Here is an 18,248-nt window from a genome sequence, read left to right as displayed (position 1 = left end):
CTGCGTCAGGCCTTCCGCATGTACGCGCGCACCGTGAGCGGGGCGAACACGGCGACGACGACCGCGGCACCGAGGAGCGAGAGCCAGAGGTCCCCGCCCACCTGGCCGTGGTTGACGAGCTCGCGGACCGCGGTGATGAGGTGTGACACCGGGTTGACCTCGGAGAACCAGCGCAGCCAGTCCGGCAGGGTGTCCGCCGGGACGAAGGCGTTCGAGAGGAACGTCAGCGGGAACAGCACGAGGTTCGAGATGCCCGAGACGCTCGACGCGGTGCGGGCCACGACGCCGAAGTAGGCGAAGACCCAACTGATCGCCCAGGCGACCACGATGACGAGCAGGCCCGCCAGGACGACGGCTCCGAAGCCGCCCTCGGGACGGAGCCCCATCGCGAAGCCCGTGACGAAGGTGATCGTCGTCGCGATGGCGTACCGCACGGTGTCGGCGAGCAGTGCTCCGGCGAGCGGGGCGATGCGGGCGATCGGCAGGGACTTGAAGCGGTCGAAGACGCCCTTGTCCATGTCCTCGCGGAGCTGGACGCCGGTGACGATCGAGGACGTGATGTTCGTCTGCACGAGGATGCCCGGGATGATGATCGGCAGGTAGGCCGCCACGTTGCCGGAGATCGCGCCGCCGAAGATGTACGTGAACATCACGGTGAAGACGATCGGCATGAGCGTCACGTCGAACAGCTGCTCGGGCGTCCGACGGACCTTGATGAGGCCGCGGTACGCCATCGTGAAGGACTGGCGGATCGTCGCACCGAGCCCGGTGCCGCCGACCCCGGGTCGCGGGGTGCTCCTGGCGCCGGTCGTGCCGGTGGACGCCAGGTCGGGTGTGGTGAGCGTGGTCATGCGTTGCTCCCTTCGAGCGCGTGGTCGTGCTGGTCGGCGGTGTCGTCGGCGACCGGGTTGCCGGTGATGGTCAGGAAGACCTCGTCGAGCGTCGGCTTCTGCACGCTCATCTCGGCGAGGGAGATGCCCGCGTCGCGGAACGACACGAGCAGGTCGGTGACGCGGTCGGGGTCCGTCATCGGAGCGGTCAGGCGCGACCCCTCCGGGCTGACGACCGCGGGGGTGCCGAGGACCCGGGCGACGAGGTCGGACGCCGTCGCGAGGGTCTCGGTGGACGCGTCGGCGAGCCGGAGCTGCAGTGACGCGGTGCCGATCGACGCCTTGAGCTCGTCGCCGGTGCCCTCGGCGACGACCCGGCCGTGGTCGATCACGGCGATGCGGTCGGCGAGCTGGTCGGCCTCGTCGAGGTACTGCGTGGTGAGCAGCACGGTGGAGCCCGTCGCGACGAGCTCGCGGATCGTGTCCCACATCTGCGCCCGGGTGCGGGGGTCGAGGCCGGTGGTCGGCTCGTCGAGGAAGATCAGCGGCGGCTGCGCGATGAGGCTCGCCGCCAGGTCGAGGCGACGGCGCATCCCGCCGGAGAACTTCTTGAGCGGACGGGTCGCCGCCTCGGTCAGGCCGAAGCGCTCGAGGAGCTCCGCGGACTTCCGCTTCGACTCCGCCCGTCCCAGCCCGAGCAGGCGGGAGAAGACCACCAGGTTCTCGGTCGCGCTGAGGGTCTCGTCGACGCTGGCGTACTGTCCGGTCACGCCGATGAGCCGGCGGACCTCCTGTGCTTCGCGGCGGACGTCGTGGCCGAAGACCCTGGCCTCGCCGGCGTCCGCCTGCAGCAGCGTCGCGAGCATGCTGATCGTCGTGGTCTTGCCGGCGCCGTTCGGGCCGAGCACGCCGTACACCGTGCCGGCCTCGACGCGGAGGTCGACACCGTCCACGGCGCGGTTCTGCCCGAAGGTCTTCACGAGGCCGACGGCCTCGACCGCGAGGGGTGTCGTGGTCATCGTCGGTTCCTTTCTCCGATGGGGCGTCGGCGGTCGCGTCGACGTCGAGGACGATGGTGTCGGCCGGCGCTCACGCGGCACTGACGCGGCGCTGACATCGGTACCGTGGTGGTGTGAGCGAGACGGACGAGGCCCAGGTGCAGGCGTCGGCGTCGGCCGCTGTCGACGGCGGCGTGCGGCTCCGGCTCGACGTCGCGTACGACGGCGCCGCGTTCTCCGGGTGGGCCAGGCAGCCGGGGCTCCGGACCGTGCAGGGTGCGCTCGAGACCGCGCTCGCGACCGTCTTCACCCGCTGGGGCTCGCCGCCGCTGCTGACCGTCGCGGGGCGCACCGACGCAGGGGTGCACGCCGTCGGGCAGGTGGCGCACCTCGACCTGGACGCCGCGCAGTGGGCAGCGCTGGCACGGCCCCGACGCGCCGCGCCTGACGGGGGCGGGCGTGACGGGAGCGGGCGCGACCCGCTCGACGGTCTCGTGAAGCGGGTGAACGGCATCGCCGGGGTCGACGGCGACGTGGTCGTCACGCGGGCCTCGATCGCGCCGGACGGGTTCGACGCCCGGTTCTCCCCGCTCTGGCGGCGCTACCAGTACCGGGTCGCGGACGTCGACGCCCCCCGCGATCCACGACGTCGTGGGCACACCCTCTGGTACCCGGGGCGTCTCGACCCGGCAGCGATGGAGCGCGGTGCGCTGACGCTGTTGGGGCTGCACGACTTCGCGGCGTTCTGCAAGCCGCGCGAGGGGGCGACGACCATCCGGATGCTCCAGGAGTTCCGCTGGGACCGCGAGCCGGACGGCGTGCTGGTGGCGAGCCTCCAGGCCGATGCGTTCTGTCACTCCATGGTGCGCGCGATGGTGGGGGCGACCATCGCCGTCGGCGAGGGGCGCTTCGGGCCCGAGCGGCTCGAGGAGCTGCGTCTGGCGGGGGAGCGGACCAGCGCGTTCAAGGTGGCGCCGGCGAAGGGGCTCACGCTGACCGAGGTGGGCTACCCGGCGGACGCGGAGCTCGCGGCGCGGGCGGAGCAGACGCGCGCCCGGCGATCCGTGGACGGGACCGCCGACACGGACTCGGCCACGGTCTCGGCTACCGTCGAGGGATGAGCTCCCGCGAACCCCGGTCCGTCGTCTCCGTCGCCCCCGGTGTGGTCTTCGTCGAGGGGCCCGTCTCGAACTGGGTCGTGCTGGCGGAGGAGGACGGCGTCGCGCTGATCGACGCGGGCTACCCGGCCGACAGCGACCTGGTGCTCGACACCATCCGCTACGCCGGACACGACCTCGGCGACCTTCGCCGCATCTACGTCACGCACGGGCACGTCGACCACGTCGGGGGCATCCCCGGGATCCTCGAGCGCCACCCGCACGTCGAGGTGCTCGCCCACGCCGCCGAGCTCGACAACGTCCGCGGACCTGACCGACAGCAGGTGACCCCGGCGGAGATCGGCGGCCGGCTGGCCTCGGCGCGGGTGCTCCGCTGGCTCGGCCGGGCGATCCGGTCCGACGCCCTGCGGCCCGTCTCGGTGCCCACCGCCAGGGCCTTCACCGGCGCGGACTTCGAGGGACGGGCGATCACGCCGTTCCCCGCCGAGGGGCACACTTCCGGGTCCACCGCGTACCTGCTGCCCGCCGCCGACGCGATCGTCACCGGGGACGCCGTCGTCTCCCACCACGACACGCAGCCGGCGTCGTGGCCCCCTCGGCCCCGCATGATCACGCCGTTCTTCACGGCGGACCAGGCGACGGCGCTCGAGTCGGCGCGGGCTCTGCCGATCCCCGAGATCGTGCTGCCGGGGCACGGGCCGGCGGTGCACCGGGTGGGGCGGGAGTGGGTGCCGGTCGGGTCGTGAAGTCGAAGGCAAGCCGTCAAGAGGGACCATGAAGACCTCGAACCCGACACTGGTATTTCAACGGTCAATCTGACATGGTGGTTCTCCAGCGACGACGCTGCAGAAGGAAGGGGGAACCACCATGAGGAACGTCCGCACTGTCGGGATCATCGGAGCGATCGTCACCGGGGCGATGCTGAGCACGGTCGGGGCGACCGCAGCTTCAGCGCATCCGGTCACCGTGAGCCCGACGAGTGTCCCCGGGTACTCGACCACCGCTCGGACGATGCCGATCTCGCCGACGACGGGGCCGACTGCACCGACGGGCGATTCGTCGACTGATCGCATCCCGATCAAGCCGATCGTCGATTGGCTCAAGAGCAACGCTTCATCCGTCATCCCAGCGCTCAAGACTGCGCTCAGGAACAGCCTCAACGCCTTCAAGAACTGGTGGAACGGACTTGCGGCATGGATCCGCGCGGGCATCAACGCGATCGCGCAGATGACCGTCGAAGAGATGTTCAGCGCGCTCTGGGACCACTTCTTCGGTTGATCAGAGCCGTCGTGGAGCGGACCGGCTCAGCCGGTCCGCTCCACATCGTCGGAAGGGACGACCAATGATCCAACTCCAGGACGTCGGTCTGCGTGGGCGCGGCCGACCTCGTCTGCAGGACGTCTCCGTCGCGTTCCAGGCGGGACGGGTGTACGGGTTGATCGGGCCCAACGGGGCAGGGAAGTCCACGCTCCTCTCGGTCCTCGCTGGGTTGGTGCGCCCTGATCGGGGCTCGCTCGTCGGACTGCCGTGGCAACGGGGTCAAGCCGTCGGCGCAGTGTTCAACGACGTCGACATGCACCGTGGCAGGACCGTTCGGGAGACGCTGCTGCTCCGAGCTGGCCTCGTCGGTTCTGATCGTCCTTCTGTCGACGCGATGGCGCATCGCGTCGGACTCGGTGCCGTCCTCAGGCGCCGAGTCGGCTCCCTGTCACTCGGCATGAGGATGCGTCTCGCGATCGGTGTGGCGCTCCTGGGATCGCCGTCCCTCGTCCTGCTCGACGAGCCCATGAACGGCCTCGATCCCAACGGCATCGCATGGATGCGGGGGATGGTGTCCGATCTCCGGAGCTCCGGGGTGACGGTCATCGTCTCGAGCCACCTGCTCGGTGAACTGGAGACGATGATCGACGACGTCGTCATCGTCAGCCAGGGAAGGATCGTCCGCTCCGAGCCCGTGGGCATCGCCCAGACCGACGCCTGCGAAGTCCAGGTCAACGACCCGGCGAGGCTCCTGGCGGCGGCCGCGCAGCGGGGAATCCCGGCTACCGAGCGAGGCGGTCGGATCCAGCTCGGCACGAGCGCGGCTGACGCTGTACGCGTGGCGGTGGACATCGGAGTGGACGTGCTGTCGGCGGGACCCGCGGGACGGTCCCTGGAAGCACTGTACGACGAGGTCTCCACAGCGGAGTTCGAATCGGAGGTCGTCCGGTGATCGCATTCGTTGACGTCACGAGGCTCGAGGTGCGCAAGCGTGTCGACACAAGGAGCGCTGCGGCCGGGTTCGGAGTTCTGTCGTTGCTCGTCGTCATGTGCTGCGTGCTCAGTGTCTCGCTCGTCACCAAGGCCGCGAGCTTCGGCGTCGGGGAGGTGATCGTGACCGCCGGGCTGCCCGCCGCACTGGCGGCTTCGATCGTCGGTGTCGTGATCGGCGTGGGCGACGCCTCATGCGGTGGCGAGCGTGACGGCGTGTTGGCCGGACTGACGAGGAACGTGATCTACATCGCGAGGTTCGCAGCGTGCGGCGTCATCATCGCGGCCGTGGTCCTGTTCACCGGCATCGTCGGGGGCGTCGGCGCCGTGGTGGCCGTGGTACTCGGAGGGCACGTTGCATCGACGGGCGTCGTTCCGTCCGTCCTGCAGGTGGCTGCGCTGTCCTTCTCCTCGGCGGCCTTCGGATTCGGGATCGGAGCGACGTCCCGCTCGTTGGCGCTCGGGCTGGTGAGCGTGCTCGGAGTGATGCTCGTGCTCGACGTGGCGCTCGCGTTCCTCGGCTCGTGGACTGCCTATGTGCGGTTCGGAACGGTTCAGAGCGGGATGACGGGAGAGGCAGATGTCCTTCCAGCCATCACGTCGGGTCTGCTCTGGATCGTGCTCCCGGTGGTGGCCGGATGGGTACGGACACGAAAGGTCGCGACATGACTGAACCTCCTCGACCTGTTCGCGCCGGGAAGGCTCGACGTTTCAGCGTCGGGCTGCTCGTGGTCATGGCGACTCTGAGCTGCTGGATCGTCGGCGTCACGCATCAGGACGGAACGATCCGAGCGGTTGCCGCCGTCGTGGCGCTCACTGCGATGGCGGGCTCGCTGGCGCTGGCGAGGAACCGCGGCAACGTCCTGGGCTGGTTCGTGATCACGGTGGCGGTCGCGCTGCTGCGCGTCGTGACCGAGTCCTGAGTGCAGTAGACCGAAGGGTTCACCTCGTCGAAACCTGAACGCCTCCGCAGATCGGTAACGTGCGAGGGTCCACGACCCCGCACCGAAGGTCCCCATGCCCCAGCACATCCGACGCACCCTGCTGTGCGCCACGGTCGCCGCGACACTCCTCGCCGCACCGCTCGTCTCCGCCACCACCGCCTCGGCGGACCCCGCCGGCACCGGCCTGGTCATCCGTGAGGCGTACCTGAAGGGCGGCAGCGCGGGCGCCCCCTACAACCACAAGTTCGTCGAGATCGGCAACCCGACCGCCGCCCCGGTCTCGGTCACCGGGTGGTCGCTGCAGTACCGATCGGCGACGAGCGTCGGCCCGTTCAGCACGAGCGCACTCGAGGGCACCGTCCCCGCCGGCGGCACGTTCCTGGTGTCGATGGCGGGCAACGGCTCCGCCCCCGTCGGCGCCGACCTCCCCACGGCAGACGACGAGGCGACGCTCAACCCGTCCGGCACGACGGGGACGCTCGTCCTCGCGGACCGCACGACGGCGCTGACCCTGCCCGCCGGTGCGGTGGCCGCGGGGACGCCCGGCGTCGTCGACCTGCTCGGCTACGGCGCGTCGAACACCTTCGAGGGTGCGGTGCGCCCGGTCGACGGTGGGAACACCGTGCCGAACGGACTCGTCCGTGCGGGCACGACCGACACCGACGTCAACGCCACGGACTTCTCGAACACCACGACGCCGACCCCGACGAACGCGGCCGGGCAGACGGCAGGCGGCGGCACGACCCCCACGCCGCCGACGGACCCGACCCCGCCGGCCGACCCAGCTCCGGCCGAGGCCGTCTCGATCGCGCAGCTCCAGGGAACGACGGACACGTCGCCGTACGCGGGCAGGAACGTCGTCACGACGGGTGTCGTCACCGCGGTGTACGCCACCGGCGGTTTCAGCGGCTACACGATCCAGACGCCGGGCACCGGCGGCGCGGTCGACCTGACCACGCACACCGCGTCGGACGCCGTCTTCGTGTACTCGTCCGCGACGGCGTCGTCCGTCACGGCGGGCCAGCACGTGGAGGTCACCGGTGGCGTCTCCGAGTTCAACGGCCTGACCGAGCTCACGGTGTCGAGCGCTGCAGGGCTGCGCACGCTGTCCGACACGGTGCCCGCCCCGCAGGCGGCGGCCGTCGCCTTCCCGCGGACGGACGCGCAGCGTGAGTCGCTCGAGAGCATGCTCGTCGCGCCGCAGGGCCGGTACACGGTCGCGGACAACTACACGACGAACCAGTACGGCGAGGTCGTCCTGGCCTCGGGCACCGAGCGACTCCTCCAGCCGACCGAGGTCGCACGCCCCGGCACCCCGGAGGCAGCGGCGGTCACCGCCGACAACGCCGCGCGCAGGATCACGCTCGACGACGGTGCCAGCACCAACTTCCTCACCAAGGCCAACCAGGGCATCCCGGTGTCGTGGCTGACGCAGGGCCCGGTCACCGTCGGTGCGGCTGCCACGTTCGACGCCCCGGTCGTGCTCGACTACCGCAACAACGCGTGGAAGTTCCAGCCGACCGCGCCGATCACCGGCGCGACACCGGCAGCCGACCTGCCCGTCGCGTTCTCGGACGTGCGCACCGCCAAGCCCGAGGACGTCGGCGGGGACCTCAAGCTCGCCGGCTTCAACGTGCTGAACTACTTCCCCACGACGGGTGACGAGCTCACCGGCTGCACGTACTACACCGACCGCGACGGCGACCCCGTCACGGTGAACTCCGGCTGTGACGCCCGTGGTGCCGCCGAGCAGGAGGACCTCGAGCGCCAGCAGGTCAAGATCGTGAAGGCGATCAACGGCCTCGGTGCCGACGTCGTCTCGCTCGAGGAGATCGAGAACTCCGCACGCTTCGGCCAGCCGCGTGACGCTGCGGTCGCGACCCTCGTCGGGGCACTCAACGCCGCGACCGGCGCCGACACTTGGGCGTACGTCCCGTCCCCGGCCGTGGTGCCGGCGAGCGAGGACGTCATCCGCCTGGCCCTGATCTACAAGAAGGACCGCGTCGCGCCCACCGGAGCGTCGACGATCCTGCAGGACACCGCGTTCACGAACGCCCGCCAGCCCGTCGCCGATGCGTTCCGGCCGATCGGCGGCACCACGGACGACGAGTTCCTGGTGATCGCGAACCACTTCAAGTCGAAGGGCTCCGGCACCGGTGCGAACGCGGACCAGGGGGACGGCCAGGGGGCGTCGAACGCGGACCGGGTCGCCCAGGCGAAGGCCCTGGTGACGTTCTCCACCGCCATGCAGACGCAGTACGGCACGGACAAGGTGTTCATGCTCGGCGACTTCAACGCCTACAGCAAGGAGGACCCGATGGTGGTCCTCGACGACGCCGGCTACACCGACCTCGGGCCGACGGAGGACGCCGACGAGTGGTCGTACGTCTTCAGCGGCCTGAGCGGGTCGCTCGACCACGTGCTCGCTTCGCCCACCGCGCTCGCCGACGTCACCGGCGTGGACATCTGGAACATCAACTCGGTCGAGTCGGTGGGCCTGGAGTACAGCCGCTACAACTACAACGCGACGAACCTCTACACCGACGACGTGTACCGGGCGAGCGACCACGACCCGATCCTGGTCGGCATCGACCTGCCGGGCATCGGCGCGACGACGCCTCCCGGTGACGGCGGTACGACGCCCCCCGGCGACGGTGGGACCCCCACCCCGACCCCGACCCCGACCCCGACCCCGACGCCGGTCCCTGCTCCGCAGCCCGGCGACGAGGCAGCGGCCCTGGCCGTCGACGGCCACCTCCGCGTCGGAGCGTCGTTCCGCCTGACGGGCGCCGGCTTCGCCGCCAGCGAGCGGACCACGGTCGAGCTGCACTCCGAGCCGGCCACCCTCGGCACGCTGACCGCCGACGCGTCCGGTCATCTGTCCGGCACGTTCACGGTGCCGTCGTCGGTCACCGCCGGCACCCACACCCTGGTGGTGACCGGGCCGACGACGGGCACCGTGACGCTGGTCGTCACGGTGGACCCCGCCACCGGTGCCGCCTCGGCGCTCGCCTTCACGGGAGCGGAGCTGACCGGCGGCATCGTCGCAGCGCTGTTGCTCCTGGCAGCGGGCGCCGGCCTGCTCGTGGTGCGGCGACGTCGCGCGGCGCTCGCCGCGTAGTCCACGCGACCACGACCGGACGGGAGGCTCCGTGCCAGCTGGCACCGAGCCTCCTGTCCGTTCTTCCCACAACGCCCGCGATGGCAGGCGAGATCGCGCGGAGCAGGTCGGAACTCCTGACCCGCAACGCGCGATTCCGCTTGCTAGGCCCGATTCCGCTCGCGGGGAGCGGCAGCGGGGAGCGGGGAGCGGGGCACAGGAGCTCGCGTGGGTTTGACCCGCGCGCGGCGTGTCCGGTAGGCTCCCACCTTGGTCTGCGCGCCGTTGTGCGCCAGACAGTCAGATGGGCCCTCCACCGGGGCGTTCAGCGGGTGTCACCCGCCAGAACACCTCACCGGAGCGGGATTCACGGACTCCTCACCTCGACACGAAAGCAGCACTCCTGTGACTCGCACGTTCTCACCGAAGCCGGCAGACGTCCAGCACGACTGGATCGTCATCGACGCCACCGACGTCGTCCTCGGCCGTCTCGCCTCGCACGTCGCCGCCCTCCTCCGCGGCAAGCACAAGGCCACCTTCGCCCAGCACATGGACATGGGTGACTTCGTCATCATCGTGAACGCGGACAAGGTCGCCCTGACCGGTTCCAAGCTCGCGAAGAAGGTCTACTACCGTCACTCGGGCTACCCGGGCGGCCTCACGGCGACCTCCTACCCGGAGATGCTCGAGAAGCACCCGACCCGCGCCGTCGAGAAGGCGATCCGCGGCATGCTCCCGAAGAACACGCTGGGCCGCGAGCAGCTCAAGAAGCTCAAGGTGTACGCGGGTCCCGAGCACCCCCACGCCGCGCAGCAGCCCAAGACGTACATCTTCGACCAGGTCTCGCAGTAACCAGCGGCCACGACGACTTCCAAGGACTAGAGAAAACTCATGGCTCAGATCGCTGACTCCCTCGACCAGACCCCGGAGAGCTTCACCACGGAGAGCGCACCCGCCGCTGCCGAGGCCGCTCCCCGTCAGATCCTCAACGTCTCCGGCGGTGCCGTCGGGCGCCGCAAGGAGGCCATCGCCCGCGTGCGCCTCGTCCCCGGCTCCGGCACCTTCGTGGTGAACGGCCGCACGCTCGAGGACTACTTCCCGAACAAGCTGCACCAGCAGCTCATCAACGACCCGTTCAAGATCCTCGAGCTCCTCGGCTCGTACGACGTCGTCGCCCGCGTCACCGGTGGTGGCCCCTCCGGCCAGGCCGGCGCCGTCCGCCTCGCGATCGCCCGCACCCTGAACGAGATCGACCGCGAGAACAACCGCGCGGCCCTCAAGAAGGCTGGCTTCCTCACCCGTGACGCCCGCGTCATCGAGCGCAAGAAGGCCGGTCTCAAGAAGGCCCGCAAGGCGTCGCAGTTCTCGAAGCGCTGATCGTCACCGGCTGACGATCACCATGCCGCGTCTGTTCGGTACCGACGGGGTTCGTGGTCTCGCCAATGGCGAGCTGACGGCCGCGCTCGCACTGGGTCTTGCCCAGGCGAGCGCGGCCGTCCTCACACACGGACACCATGCGGACGCCCGGCGGGCGTCCGGCCGACCGCGCCCCCGCGCGGTCCTGGCGCGCGACCCGCGCGTCTCCGGCGAGTTCCTCGGTGCTGCGGTCGCAGCCGGGCTCGCCTCCGCCGGCGTCGACGTCCTCGACGCCGGGGTCATCCCCACTCCCGCGGCCGCCTTCCTGGTCGCTGACATCGACGCTGACTTCGGCGTGATGATCTCCGCGTCGCACAACCCGGCGCCGGACAACGGCATCAAGTTCTTCGCCGCGGGCGGGCGCAAGCTCCCCGACGAGGTCGAGGACCGCATCGAAGCCGCCATGCACGACCAGTCCGCGCCGACCCCCACCGGCATCGACGTCGGGCGGATCACGCGGTTCGCCGATGCCGAGGACCGCTACGTCGTCCACCTGCTCGGCACGCTCCCGCACCGGCTCGATGGGATCCACGTGGTGCTCGACTGCGCCAACGGGGCCGCCGCGGGCGTCTCGCCCGAGGTCTTCGTGAACGCCGGGGCGAAGGTCACGCTCATCGGGGCCGACCCCGACGGCTGGAACATCAACGACGGTGTCGGGTCGACCCACATCGACAACCTCGCTCGTGCCGTGCTCGAAGCCGGCGCCGACGTCGGGATCGCCCACGACGGCGACGCCGACCGGTGCCTGGCCGTGGACGCCGCGGGCAACGCCATCGACGGCGACCAGATCATGGCGATCCTCGCGCTGTCGCTGCAGGAGCGCGGACACCTCAAGTCGGACACCCTCGTCGCGACGATCATGTCGAACCTCGGGCTCAAGCGGGCCATGGCCGACGCGGGCATCACGATGATCGAGGCCGGCGTGGGCGACCGCTACGTGCTCGAGAAGATGAACGAGGGCGGCTACTCGCTCGGCGGCGAGCAGTCCGGCCACATCATCTTCCAGGAGTACGCCACCACGGGCGACGGCATCCTCACCGGGCTGCACCTCGTCGCCGAGATGGCGCGCACGGGCAGGTCGCTGCAGGAGCTCGCGTCGTGCATGACCGTGTTCCCGCAGGTGCTGCTCAACGTGCGCGGGGTCGATCGCCACGGCCTCGCCGACCAGGGCGTGCAGGACGCCGTCGCCGCTGCCACCGCGTCGCTCGGTGACACCGGCCGCGTGCTGCTGCGTCCGTCGGGCACCGAGCCGGTCGTGCGCGTGATGGTCGAGGCTGCTTCACAGGAGACCGCCCAGCGCGTCGCCGAGGAGCTGGCCGCGGTCGTCGAGGAGCGCCTGGCTCTCGACGCCGCGTAGGAGCCGCACAGAGCACCACGAAACGGACACAGCACCACGGGATCCCGTGGTGCTGTGTCCGTTTCGCGGTTCGGTGCGGAGACACCGCGCCCGTCCCGGGACCGCGTCAGATCTTGCGGAGCAGGACCGAACTCACCTTGTGGTTCGGGCCCTTCTTCAGCACGAGGGTGGCCCGGGAACGCGTCGGCAGGACGTTCTCGACCAGGTTCGGCTCGTTGATCGCGTGCCAGACCTCGGTCGCGGTGCGCACGGCGTCCTCGCGGGAGAGGCTCGCGAACCGGTGGAAGAACGAGTCCGGGCTCGAGAACGCCTCTTCCTGCAGGGCCAGGAACCGGTCGACGTACCAGGACTCGATGTCGCGGGTCTTGGCGTCGACGTAGATGGTGAAGTCGAAGAGGTCGGACAGCGCCAGCCGACCGTGCAGCGGCGGCGCGAGCACGTTGAGCCCCTCGACGATGAGGATGTCCGGCTGTCGGACGACGATCTCGGCGTCCTCGACGATGTCGTAGACGAGGTGCGAGTAGTACGGCGCCCGGACCTCGGCCGCACCGCTCTTCACCTGGCTGACGAAGCGCAGCAGGGACCGGCGGTCGTAGGACTCCGGGAAGCCCTTCCGGTCCATGATCCCGCGTCGCTCGAGCTCCGCGTTCGGGTACAGGAACCCGTCGGTCGTCACGAGCTCGACGCGGGGAGTGTCCGGCCAGCGCTTCGTGAGTTCACGGAGCAGTCGGGCGACGGTGGACTTGCCGACCGCCACGGATCCGGCCACCCCGATGACGAACGGCGTGCGCCGGGCACGCTCCCCCAGGAAGCGACTCGTCTCGGCGTGGAGGTCCTTCGCCCCGGCGGCGTAGAGCGTCAGCAGGCGGGAGAGGGGGAGGTAGACCTCCTGCACCTCCTGCATGTCGAGGCGGTCACCCAGGCCCCGGAGCTGGACGATCTCCGTCTCGGTCAGGGACAGGTGCTCCTTGGGAGCGAGCTGCGACCACTCCGCGCGCGGGATCTCCACGAAGGGGGAGGGGTGCGCGACGGTGGTCTCCGTGATCGGCATGCGTCCGAGCGTACAGACGGGAGGCCCGGATCACGTTCGCCGATCGGCGCAGGTGATCCGGGCCTCCCGGCCGTTGCCCGGCTCGCGCCGGGCGTGACCGCTCAGGCGGGCAGTGCCGCCTCGATGGCCGCGATGACCTCCGGGGCGTCCGGCTTCGTCGTCGGGCGGAAGCGCGAGACGGTGCCGTCCGGCGCCACGAGGAACTTCTCGAAGTTCCAGATGACCCGACCGGCCTTGCCGCCCGCGTCCGGGGTCTGCTTCAGCTCCTTGTACAGCGGGTGCGCGCCCATGCCGTTGACCTTGACCTTCTCCGACATCGGGAACGTCACGCCCCACGTGGCGGAGCAGTACTCGTCGATCGCCTCGGCGGAACCGAGCTCCTGCAGGAACTGGTTGCTGGGGAAGCCGAGGACGGTGAAGCCGCGCGGGCCGTAGGTCTTCTGGAGTTCCTCGAGCTGTTCGTACTGGGGCGCGAGGCCGCAGCGCGATGCCACGTTCACGACGAGCACCGCCTTGTCCCCGAACGCCCCGAAGGTGGTCTGCTCGCCGCGCAGGGTGGTGATGGCGATCTCGTCGAAACGTCCCATGTGGGTCACGGTAGCCCCGTGGTCTGCTCCTTCGCAGGGAGCGGACTCCGCCACATCGTAGGATCGTGGCCATGTGTGGAATCGTCGGCTACGTCGGCAGCAACAGCAGCACGGACGTGCTCCTCGGTGGTCTCCGTCGGCTCGAGTACCGGGGGTACGACTCCGCCGGGATCGCGGTCATCGACCCCTCCGGGGACATGACCTCGGCGAAGAAGGCGGGCAAGCTCCAGGCCCTCGTCGACGAGCTCGACGCACGCCCGATCCCCGACGGCGGCACCGGCATCGGCCACACCCGCTGGGCGACCCACGGCGGCCCGACCGACGAGAACGCGCACCCGCACCTCGCCGACGGCGGCAAGCTCGCGCTCATCCACAACGGCATCATCGAGAACTTCTCCGCGCTGCGTGCCGAGCTGACCGCCGAGGGCGTCGAGTTCCTCAGCGAGACCGACTCCGAGGTCGCCGCACACCTCGTCGCCCGGGCCTTCCGCGAGACCGGCGACCTGACGACCGCGATGCAGCAGGCCGTGCAGCGACTCGACGGTGCGTTCACGCTCCTCGTCGTGCACGCGGACCAGCCCGGCGTCGTCGTCGGGGCCCGGCGGAACTCGCCCCTCGTGGTCGGCCTCGGCGACGGCGAGAACTTCATGGGCTCGGACGTCGCCGCGTTCGTCGCCTACACGCAGCGTGCGCTGTCGATCGGCCAGGACGAGATCGCCACGATCCGCCCCGACGGCGTGGACGTCATTCACTTCGACGGCACCCCCGCCACCCCGAGCGAGTTCGAGGTGAACTGGGACGCCTCGGCCGCGGACAAGGGCGGCTGGTCCTCGTTCATGGCGAAGGAGATCAGCGAGGAGCCCGAGGCCGTCGCGAAGACCATCCTCGGTCGCGTGCACGAGGGTGCGGTCACGCTGACCGACCTCGACCCGATCGCGGAGCGCCTGCAGCAGGTCGACCGCGTCGTCGTCATCGCCTGCGGCACCGCGGCCTACGCCGGCATGCTCGGCAAGTACGCCATCGAGCAGTGGGCACGCGTGCCCGTCGAGGTCGAGCTCGCCCACGAGTTCCGGTACCGCGACCCGGTGTTGAACGACCGCACGCTCGTCGTCTCGATCAGCCAGTCGGGTGAGACGATGGACACGCTGATGGCCGTGAAGTACGCCAGGGAGCAGGGCGCGCAGGTCCTCTCGATCTGCAACACCCAGGGAGCCACGATCCCGCGCGAGTCCGACGCCGTGATCTACACGCACGCCGGGCCCGAGGTCGCGGTGGCGTCGACGAAGGCGTTCCTCGCGCAGGGCGTCGCGCTGTACCTGCTGGGGCTGCACCTCGCCACGCTCCGCGGCACGCTGACGACCGAGCAGGTCGCGGAACAGGTCGCCGAGCTCGAGGGCCTGCCCGCCAAGCTGCAGCAGACGATCGAGGACGCCTCGGGGGTCGCCGAGCTGGCGAAGTGGATGGCTGACACCCGCAGTGTCCTGTTCCTCGGCCGCCACGTCGGGTACCCGATCGCGCTCGAGGGCGCGCTCAAGCTCAAGGAGCTCGCGTACATCCACGCTGAGGGGTTCGCCGCCGGCGAGCTCAAGCACGGCCCGATCGCGCTCATCGAGCCGGGGCAGATCGTCTTCGTGATCGTGCCCTCGCCGCGTGACGCCCGGTCGCTGCACCCGAAGGTCGTGTCGAACATCCAGGAGATCCGCGCTCGCGGTGCCCGGGTGATCGCCATCGCCGAGGAGGGCGACGCCGCGGTGCTGCCCTTCGCCGACGAGGTCCTCCGGATCCCGCTGGCGACGCCGCTGTTCGAGCCGCTGCTGGCCGTCGCGCCGCTGCACATGTTCGGCATGGAGCTCGCGGCCGCGAAGGGGCTCGACGTGGACCAGCCGCGCAACCTCGCGAAGTCGGTCACCGTCGAGTAGACGGCGATGATCATCGGCATCGGGGTCGACGTGGTCGACCTGGAGCGGTTCGAGCGCACCCTCACCAGGACGCCCGCCATGCGGTCGCGCCTGTTCACGGCGTCCGAGCTCGTGCGCGACGGGGAGCCCCGTGCGATCGCGTCGCTCGCGGCGCGGTTCGCCGCCAAGGAGTCACTGATCAAGGCGTTCGGGTCGAGCGCCGGGCTGAGCTGGCAGGACCTCGAGGTCGTCTCCGACGACCAGCGGAACCCGTCGCTCACACTGCACCGGCAGGCGCGCCAGGTCGCGGACGCGCGTGGCGTCGTCTCCGTGCACCTGTCGCTCTCGCATGATGGGGGCATCGCCACGGCGTTCGTGGTGCTGGAAGGAACAGGGGAACCGGCTTGAGTGCGTTCACGGGGATCACGGTCGACCGGGAGGCCCTCATCGCCAACTACGCGACCGTCGCCGACCAGGTGGCACCGTCTGGCGTCATCCCGGTCGTCAAGGCGAACGGGTACGGCCACGGCGCGGCTGACGCCGCGCAGGCGTTCGTGGACGCGGGCGCGGAGTGGCTCGGCGTGGCGGACATCGACGAGGGCATCGCGCTGCGGCAGGCGGGCATCGACGAGGGCGTCCGGATCCTCGCGTGGCTGCACGCCCCGGACGAGGACTTCCGTCGTGCGGCCCAGTTCGGCATCACCCCCGCGGTGTCCAGCGTCGAGCAGCTCTCCAGCGCCGCTGACGCCGAGGTGCCCGCCGTGCACATCTGTGTCGACACCGGGCTCAGCCGGAACGGTGCCGTCGAGTCCGAGTGGCCCGAGCTCTTCGACCGTGCGGCGTCGCTCGCCCGCGGTGGTGCCCGCACGCGGATCGAGGGCGTGATGTCGCACCTGTCGAACGCCTCGCGCACCGACGACCTCGACCAGGACGCCTCGCTGCAGCGGGCCCTCGACGGCCTGCGCGCGCGGGGGATCGTGCCGGACATGGTGCACCTGGCCGCGAGTGCCGCGAGCCTCGCCCTGCCGGAGACCCGACGCGACCTGGCCCGCGTCGGCATCGCCCTCTACGGACTCAGCCCCTTCCCCGACCGGACGTCGGCCGACCTCGGCCTGCGCCCCGCGATGCGCCTCACCGCCTCGGTCCTCCGCACCGTGGTCGTGCCGGCGGGCGACGGCGTGAGCTACGGCTACACGTGGCGTGCCGAGACGGACACGCGCCTGGCGGTCATCGGCCTGGGCTACGCGGACGGCTTCGACCGCGGGTTCGGCAACCACGTCTCCGTGCGGATCGGTGACCGGCGGTTCCCGGTCGTCGGACGGGTGGCCATGAACGCGATGCACATCGCCATCGGGGACGCGGACGTCGCCGTCGGGGACGAGGTCGTGCTCTGGGGCGACCCGGCGAACGGCGACCCGGCCGTCGAGGACTGGGCGTCGGCTGTCGGCACGATCAACTACGAGGTGGTGGCCCGGCTCGGCCGGAGCATCGAACGGAGGACGACGTGAGCGCGCCCCTGCGTCAGGCCGAGATCGACCTCGACGCCTACCGCGCCAACCTCGAGCGGGTGCGCGGGTGGATGCACCCGGTCGAGGTGATGGCGATCATGAAGGCCGACGCGTACGGGCACGGCCTCGAGCCGATCGCGCTCGCCGCGGTCGACGCCGGCATCCGGTGGATCGGGGTGCTGACGGTCCCCGCGGCCCTGCGGCTCCGGGCGATCGGCGTCGGCGAGGACGTGCACCTGTTCACGTGGCAGCACGACCCGGCGCTCGACTTCCGCGACGCGATCGACTCCGCGGTGGATCTCGGGGTCTCGAACGTCGCCGAACTGCAGCGGATCGTGGAGGCCGTCGACCAGCGTCCAGCACGCGTGCACCTCGGCGTCGACACGGGCCTGCACCGCGACGGGTCCTCGATCGACGACTTGCCCGCGCTCGTCGAAGCCGCCCGGGACGCCCAGCGCGCCGGTCGCATCGAGGTCGTCGCCGCGTACACGCACCTGGCGGAGTCCTCGGACGACGACGACGCCGCATCGGTGTCCCTGTTCGAGGCCGCGATCGAACGTGCCGAGGACCTCGGTGTCGACGTCCCGATGGAGCACGTCGCCGCGTCGCTCGCCGGGCTCGAACGCAAGGAGTTCCGCAAGGACATGGTCCGGATGGGGGCGAACCTCTACGGCATCCCCGGCGCGGACGGTGTCTCCGCGGCGGACCTCGGGCTCGAGCCCGTGATGACGGTGACGGCCTCGGTCGCGAAGACGAAGCGCGTGCCCGTCGGCACCGGCGTCTCGTACGACTACACCTACCGGACGGACGACGAGACGACCCTGGCGCTCGTGCCGTTCGGCTACGCGGACGGGGTGCCGCGCTCGGCGCAGGGACGCGTCGAGGTCGCGATCAACGGCAAGCGGTACCCGATCGCCGGTCGCGTGGCGATGGACCAGTTCCTGGTCGACGTGGGCGACGACGACGTCCAGGTCGGCGACACGGTCGTGCTGTTCGGCACGGGGGAGCGCGACGAGATGACCGTGCTGGAGTGGGGCGCCGCGCTCGACACCATCGGCGAGGAGATCGTCTGCCGGATCGGCGCCCGGGTCCCCCGCGTCTACTCGGGCCACTCTGTCGAGGGCCGTGTCGGCGAGTACCTGCGCGGAGAGCACGCGTGAGGACGCTCCTGGACACCAGCGTCCTGAGCAC

At 70.7% G+C, this 18,248-nt stretch carries 18 protein-coding genes and 1 pseudogene; 15 read left to right on the top strand and 4 right to left on the bottom strand.

The annotated features are described in order from the left end of the window. Positions 1-5 precede the first annotated feature (5 nt). The gene (locus OXR63_RS15265) at positions 6-851 is read right to left on the bottom strand and encodes an ABC transporter permease (RefSeq protein ID WP_267424617.1); all 846 of its coding nucleotides are present in this window, start codon (positions 849-851) and stop codon (positions 6-8) included. Then, complete coding sequence (locus tag OXR63_RS15260; RefSeq protein ID WP_267424616.1) at positions 848-1,849, bottom strand: ATP-binding cassette domain-containing protein; 1,002 nt, start codon at positions 1,847-1,849, stop codon at positions 848-850. Before OXR63_RS15260 ends, OXR63_RS15265 begins: the two co-directional genes overlap by 4 nt. Before the next feature lie 113 nt (positions 1,850-1,962). On the opposite strand from OXR63_RS15260, the gene OXR63_RS15255 reads away from it, so the two are divergent. The 11 genes and pseudogenes from OXR63_RS15255 (at position 1,963) to glmM (ending at position 12,013) form a co-directional block, all read left to right on the top strand. Next, a complete protein-coding gene (locus tag OXR63_RS15255; RefSeq protein ID WP_374116146.1) occupies positions 1,963-2,949 on the top strand; it encodes a tRNA pseudouridine synthase A in 987 nt (328 codons plus the stop codon). Then, complete coding sequence (locus OXR63_RS15250; RefSeq protein WP_267424615.1) at positions 2,946-3,692, top strand: MBL fold metallo-hydrolase; 747 nt, start codon at positions 2,946-2,948, stop codon at positions 3,690-3,692. Before OXR63_RS15255 ends, OXR63_RS15250 begins: the two co-directional genes overlap by 4 nt. Before the next feature lie 265 nt (positions 3,693-3,957). Then, complete coding sequence (locus OXR63_RS15245; protein ID WP_267424614.1) at positions 3,958-4,224, top strand: hypothetical protein; 267 nt, start codon at positions 3,958-3,960, stop codon at positions 4,222-4,224. Between the two features lie 64 nt (positions 4,225-4,288). Next, positions 4,289-4,726, top strand: a pseudogene (locus OXR63_RS18565) (ATP-binding cassette domain-containing protein); the annotation flags it as partial. 6 nt (positions 4,727-4,732) lie between these two features. After that, a complete protein-coding gene (locus tag OXR63_RS15240; protein WP_267424613.1) occupies positions 4,733-5,158 on the top strand; it encodes a hypothetical protein in 426 nt (141 codons plus the stop codon). A 29-nt stretch (positions 5,159-5,187) separates the two neighbouring features. Then, a complete protein-coding gene (locus OXR63_RS15235) occupies positions 5,188-5,865 on the top strand; it encodes a hypothetical protein (protein WP_267424612.1) in 678 nt (225 codons plus the stop codon). Beyond that, positions 5,862-6,119 carry a hypothetical protein gene (locus tag OXR63_RS15230; protein WP_267424611.1) on the top strand — a complete coding sequence of 86 codons (258 nt, stop codon included), beginning with the start codon at positions 5,862-5,864 and terminating at the stop codon, positions 6,117-6,119. Before OXR63_RS15235 ends, OXR63_RS15230 begins: the two co-directional genes overlap by 4 nt. A gap of 94 nt (positions 6,120-6,213) precedes the next feature. Then, on the top strand, positions 6,214-9,261 hold the full coding sequence (locus tag OXR63_RS15225) for an ExeM/NucH family extracellular endonuclease (protein ID WP_267424610.1): 3,048 nt from the start codon (positions 6,214-6,216) through the stop codon (positions 9,259-9,261). 384 nt (positions 9,262-9,645) lie between these two features. Further along, positions 9,646-10,092: a 50S ribosomal protein L13 gene (gene rplM, locus OXR63_RS15220; RefSeq protein WP_056121470.1), complete on the top strand. Its 447-nt coding sequence runs from the start codon at positions 9,646-9,648 to the stop codon at positions 10,090-10,092. Positions 10,093-10,131: 39 nt separating this feature from the next. Next, positions 10,132-10,617, top strand: coding sequence for a 30S ribosomal protein S9 (gene rpsI / locus OXR63_RS15215; protein ID WP_071276677.1), 486 nt, complete (start codon positions 10,132-10,134; stop codon positions 10,615-10,617). A gap of 22 nt (positions 10,618-10,639) precedes the next feature. Next, positions 10,640-12,013: a phosphoglucosamine mutase gene (gene glmM, locus OXR63_RS15210; protein ID WP_267424609.1), complete on the top strand. Its 1,374-nt coding sequence runs from the start codon at positions 10,640-10,642 to the stop codon at positions 12,011-12,013. Positions 12,014-12,119: 106 nt separating this feature from the next. Here glmM and coaA read toward each other — a convergent pair whose 3' ends face one another. After that, a complete protein-coding gene (gene coaA / locus OXR63_RS15205; protein WP_194626356.1) occupies positions 12,120-13,064 on the bottom strand; it encodes a type I pantothenate kinase in 945 nt (314 codons plus the stop codon). Positions 13,065-13,165: 101 nt separating this feature from the next. After that, positions 13,166-13,651, bottom strand: coding sequence for a glutathione peroxidase (locus OXR63_RS15200; protein WP_071276671.1), 486 nt, complete (start codon positions 13,649-13,651; stop codon positions 13,166-13,168). A 71-nt stretch (positions 13,652-13,722) separates the two neighbouring features. On the opposite strand from OXR63_RS15200, the gene glmS reads away from it, so the two are divergent. From glmS to alr (OXR63_RS15180), 4 genes are read left to right on the top strand one after another with little or no spacing between them, the layout of a single operon-like run. Then, positions 13,723-15,570, top strand: coding sequence for a glutamine--fructose-6-phosphate transaminase (isomerizing) (gene glmS / locus OXR63_RS15195; RefSeq protein ID WP_267424608.1), 1,848 nt, complete (start codon positions 13,723-13,725; stop codon positions 15,568-15,570). A 6-nt stretch (positions 15,571-15,576) separates the two neighbouring features. Further along, positions 15,577-15,957, top strand: a complete 381-nt coding sequence (locus OXR63_RS15190; RefSeq protein WP_267424607.1) for a holo-ACP synthase — start codon at positions 15,577-15,579, stop codon at positions 15,955-15,957. After that, the gene (alr, locus tag OXR63_RS15185) at positions 15,954-17,057 is read left to right on the top strand and encodes an alanine racemase (protein WP_267424606.1); all 1,104 of its coding nucleotides are present in this window, start codon (positions 15,954-15,956) and stop codon (positions 17,055-17,057) included. The genes OXR63_RS15190 and alr (OXR63_RS15185) overlap by 4 nt, the downstream gene beginning before the upstream one ends. Continuing rightward, positions 17,054-18,217 carry an alanine racemase gene (gene alr, locus OXR63_RS15180; protein WP_267424605.1) on the top strand — a complete coding sequence of 388 codons (1,164 nt, stop codon included), beginning with the start codon at positions 17,054-17,056 and terminating at the stop codon, positions 18,215-18,217. Before alr (OXR63_RS15185) ends, alr (OXR63_RS15180) begins: the two co-directional genes overlap by 4 nt. Positions 18,218-18,248 lie beyond the last annotated feature (31 nt).

Source organism: Curtobacterium sp. GC_Cur_3 (assembly GCF_026544205.1).
Classification (GTDB): Bacteria; Actinomycetota; Actinomycetes; order Actinomycetales; family Microbacteriaceae; genus Curtobacterium.
This window is presented reverse-complemented; position numbering and strand designations above follow the sequence as displayed.

Coding starts and splice junctions, on each gene's coding strand:
- OXR63_RS15265 (WP_267424617.1), bottom strand. CDS start 851: ATGACCACGCTCACCACACCCGACCTGGCGTCCACCGGCACGACCGGC.
- OXR63_RS15260 (WP_267424616.1), bottom strand. CDS start 1,849: ATGACCACGACACCCCTCGCGGTCGAGGCCGTCGGCCTCGTGAAGACC.
- OXR63_RS15250 (WP_267424615.1), top strand. CDS start 2,946: ATGAGCTCCCGCGAACCCCGGTCCGTCGTCTCCGTCGCCCCCGGTGTG.
- OXR63_RS15245 (WP_267424614.1), top strand. CDS start 3,958: ATGCCGATCTCGCCGACGACGGGGCCGACTGCACCGACGGGCGATTCG.
- OXR63_RS15240 (WP_267424613.1), top strand. CDS start 4,733: ATGAACGGCCTCGATCCCAACGGCATCGCATGGATGCGGGGGATGGTG.
- OXR63_RS15230 (WP_267424611.1), top strand. CDS start 5,862: ATGACTGAACCTCCTCGACCTGTTCGCGCCGGGAAGGCTCGACGTTTC.
- OXR63_RS15225 (WP_267424610.1), top strand. CDS start 6,214: ATGCCCCAGCACATCCGACGCACCCTGCTGTGCGCCACGGTCGCCGCG.
- rpsI (WP_071276677.1), top strand. CDS start 10,132: ATGGCTCAGATCGCTGACTCCCTCGACCAGACCCCGGAGAGCTTCACC.
- glmM (WP_267424609.1), top strand. CDS start 10,640: ATGCCGCGTCTGTTCGGTACCGACGGGGTTCGTGGTCTCGCCAATGGC.
- coaA (WP_194626356.1), bottom strand. CDS start 13,064: ATGCCGATCACGGAGACCACCGTCGCGCACCCCTCCCCCTTCGTGGAG.
- OXR63_RS15200 (WP_071276671.1), bottom strand. CDS start 13,651: ATGGGACGTTTCGACGAGATCGCCATCACCACCCTGCGCGGCGAGCAG.
- glmS (WP_267424608.1), top strand. CDS start 13,723: ATGTGTGGAATCGTCGGCTACGTCGGCAGCAACAGCAGCACGGACGTG.
- OXR63_RS15190 (WP_267424607.1), top strand. CDS start 15,577: ATGATCATCGGCATCGGGGTCGACGTGGTCGACCTGGAGCGGTTCGAG.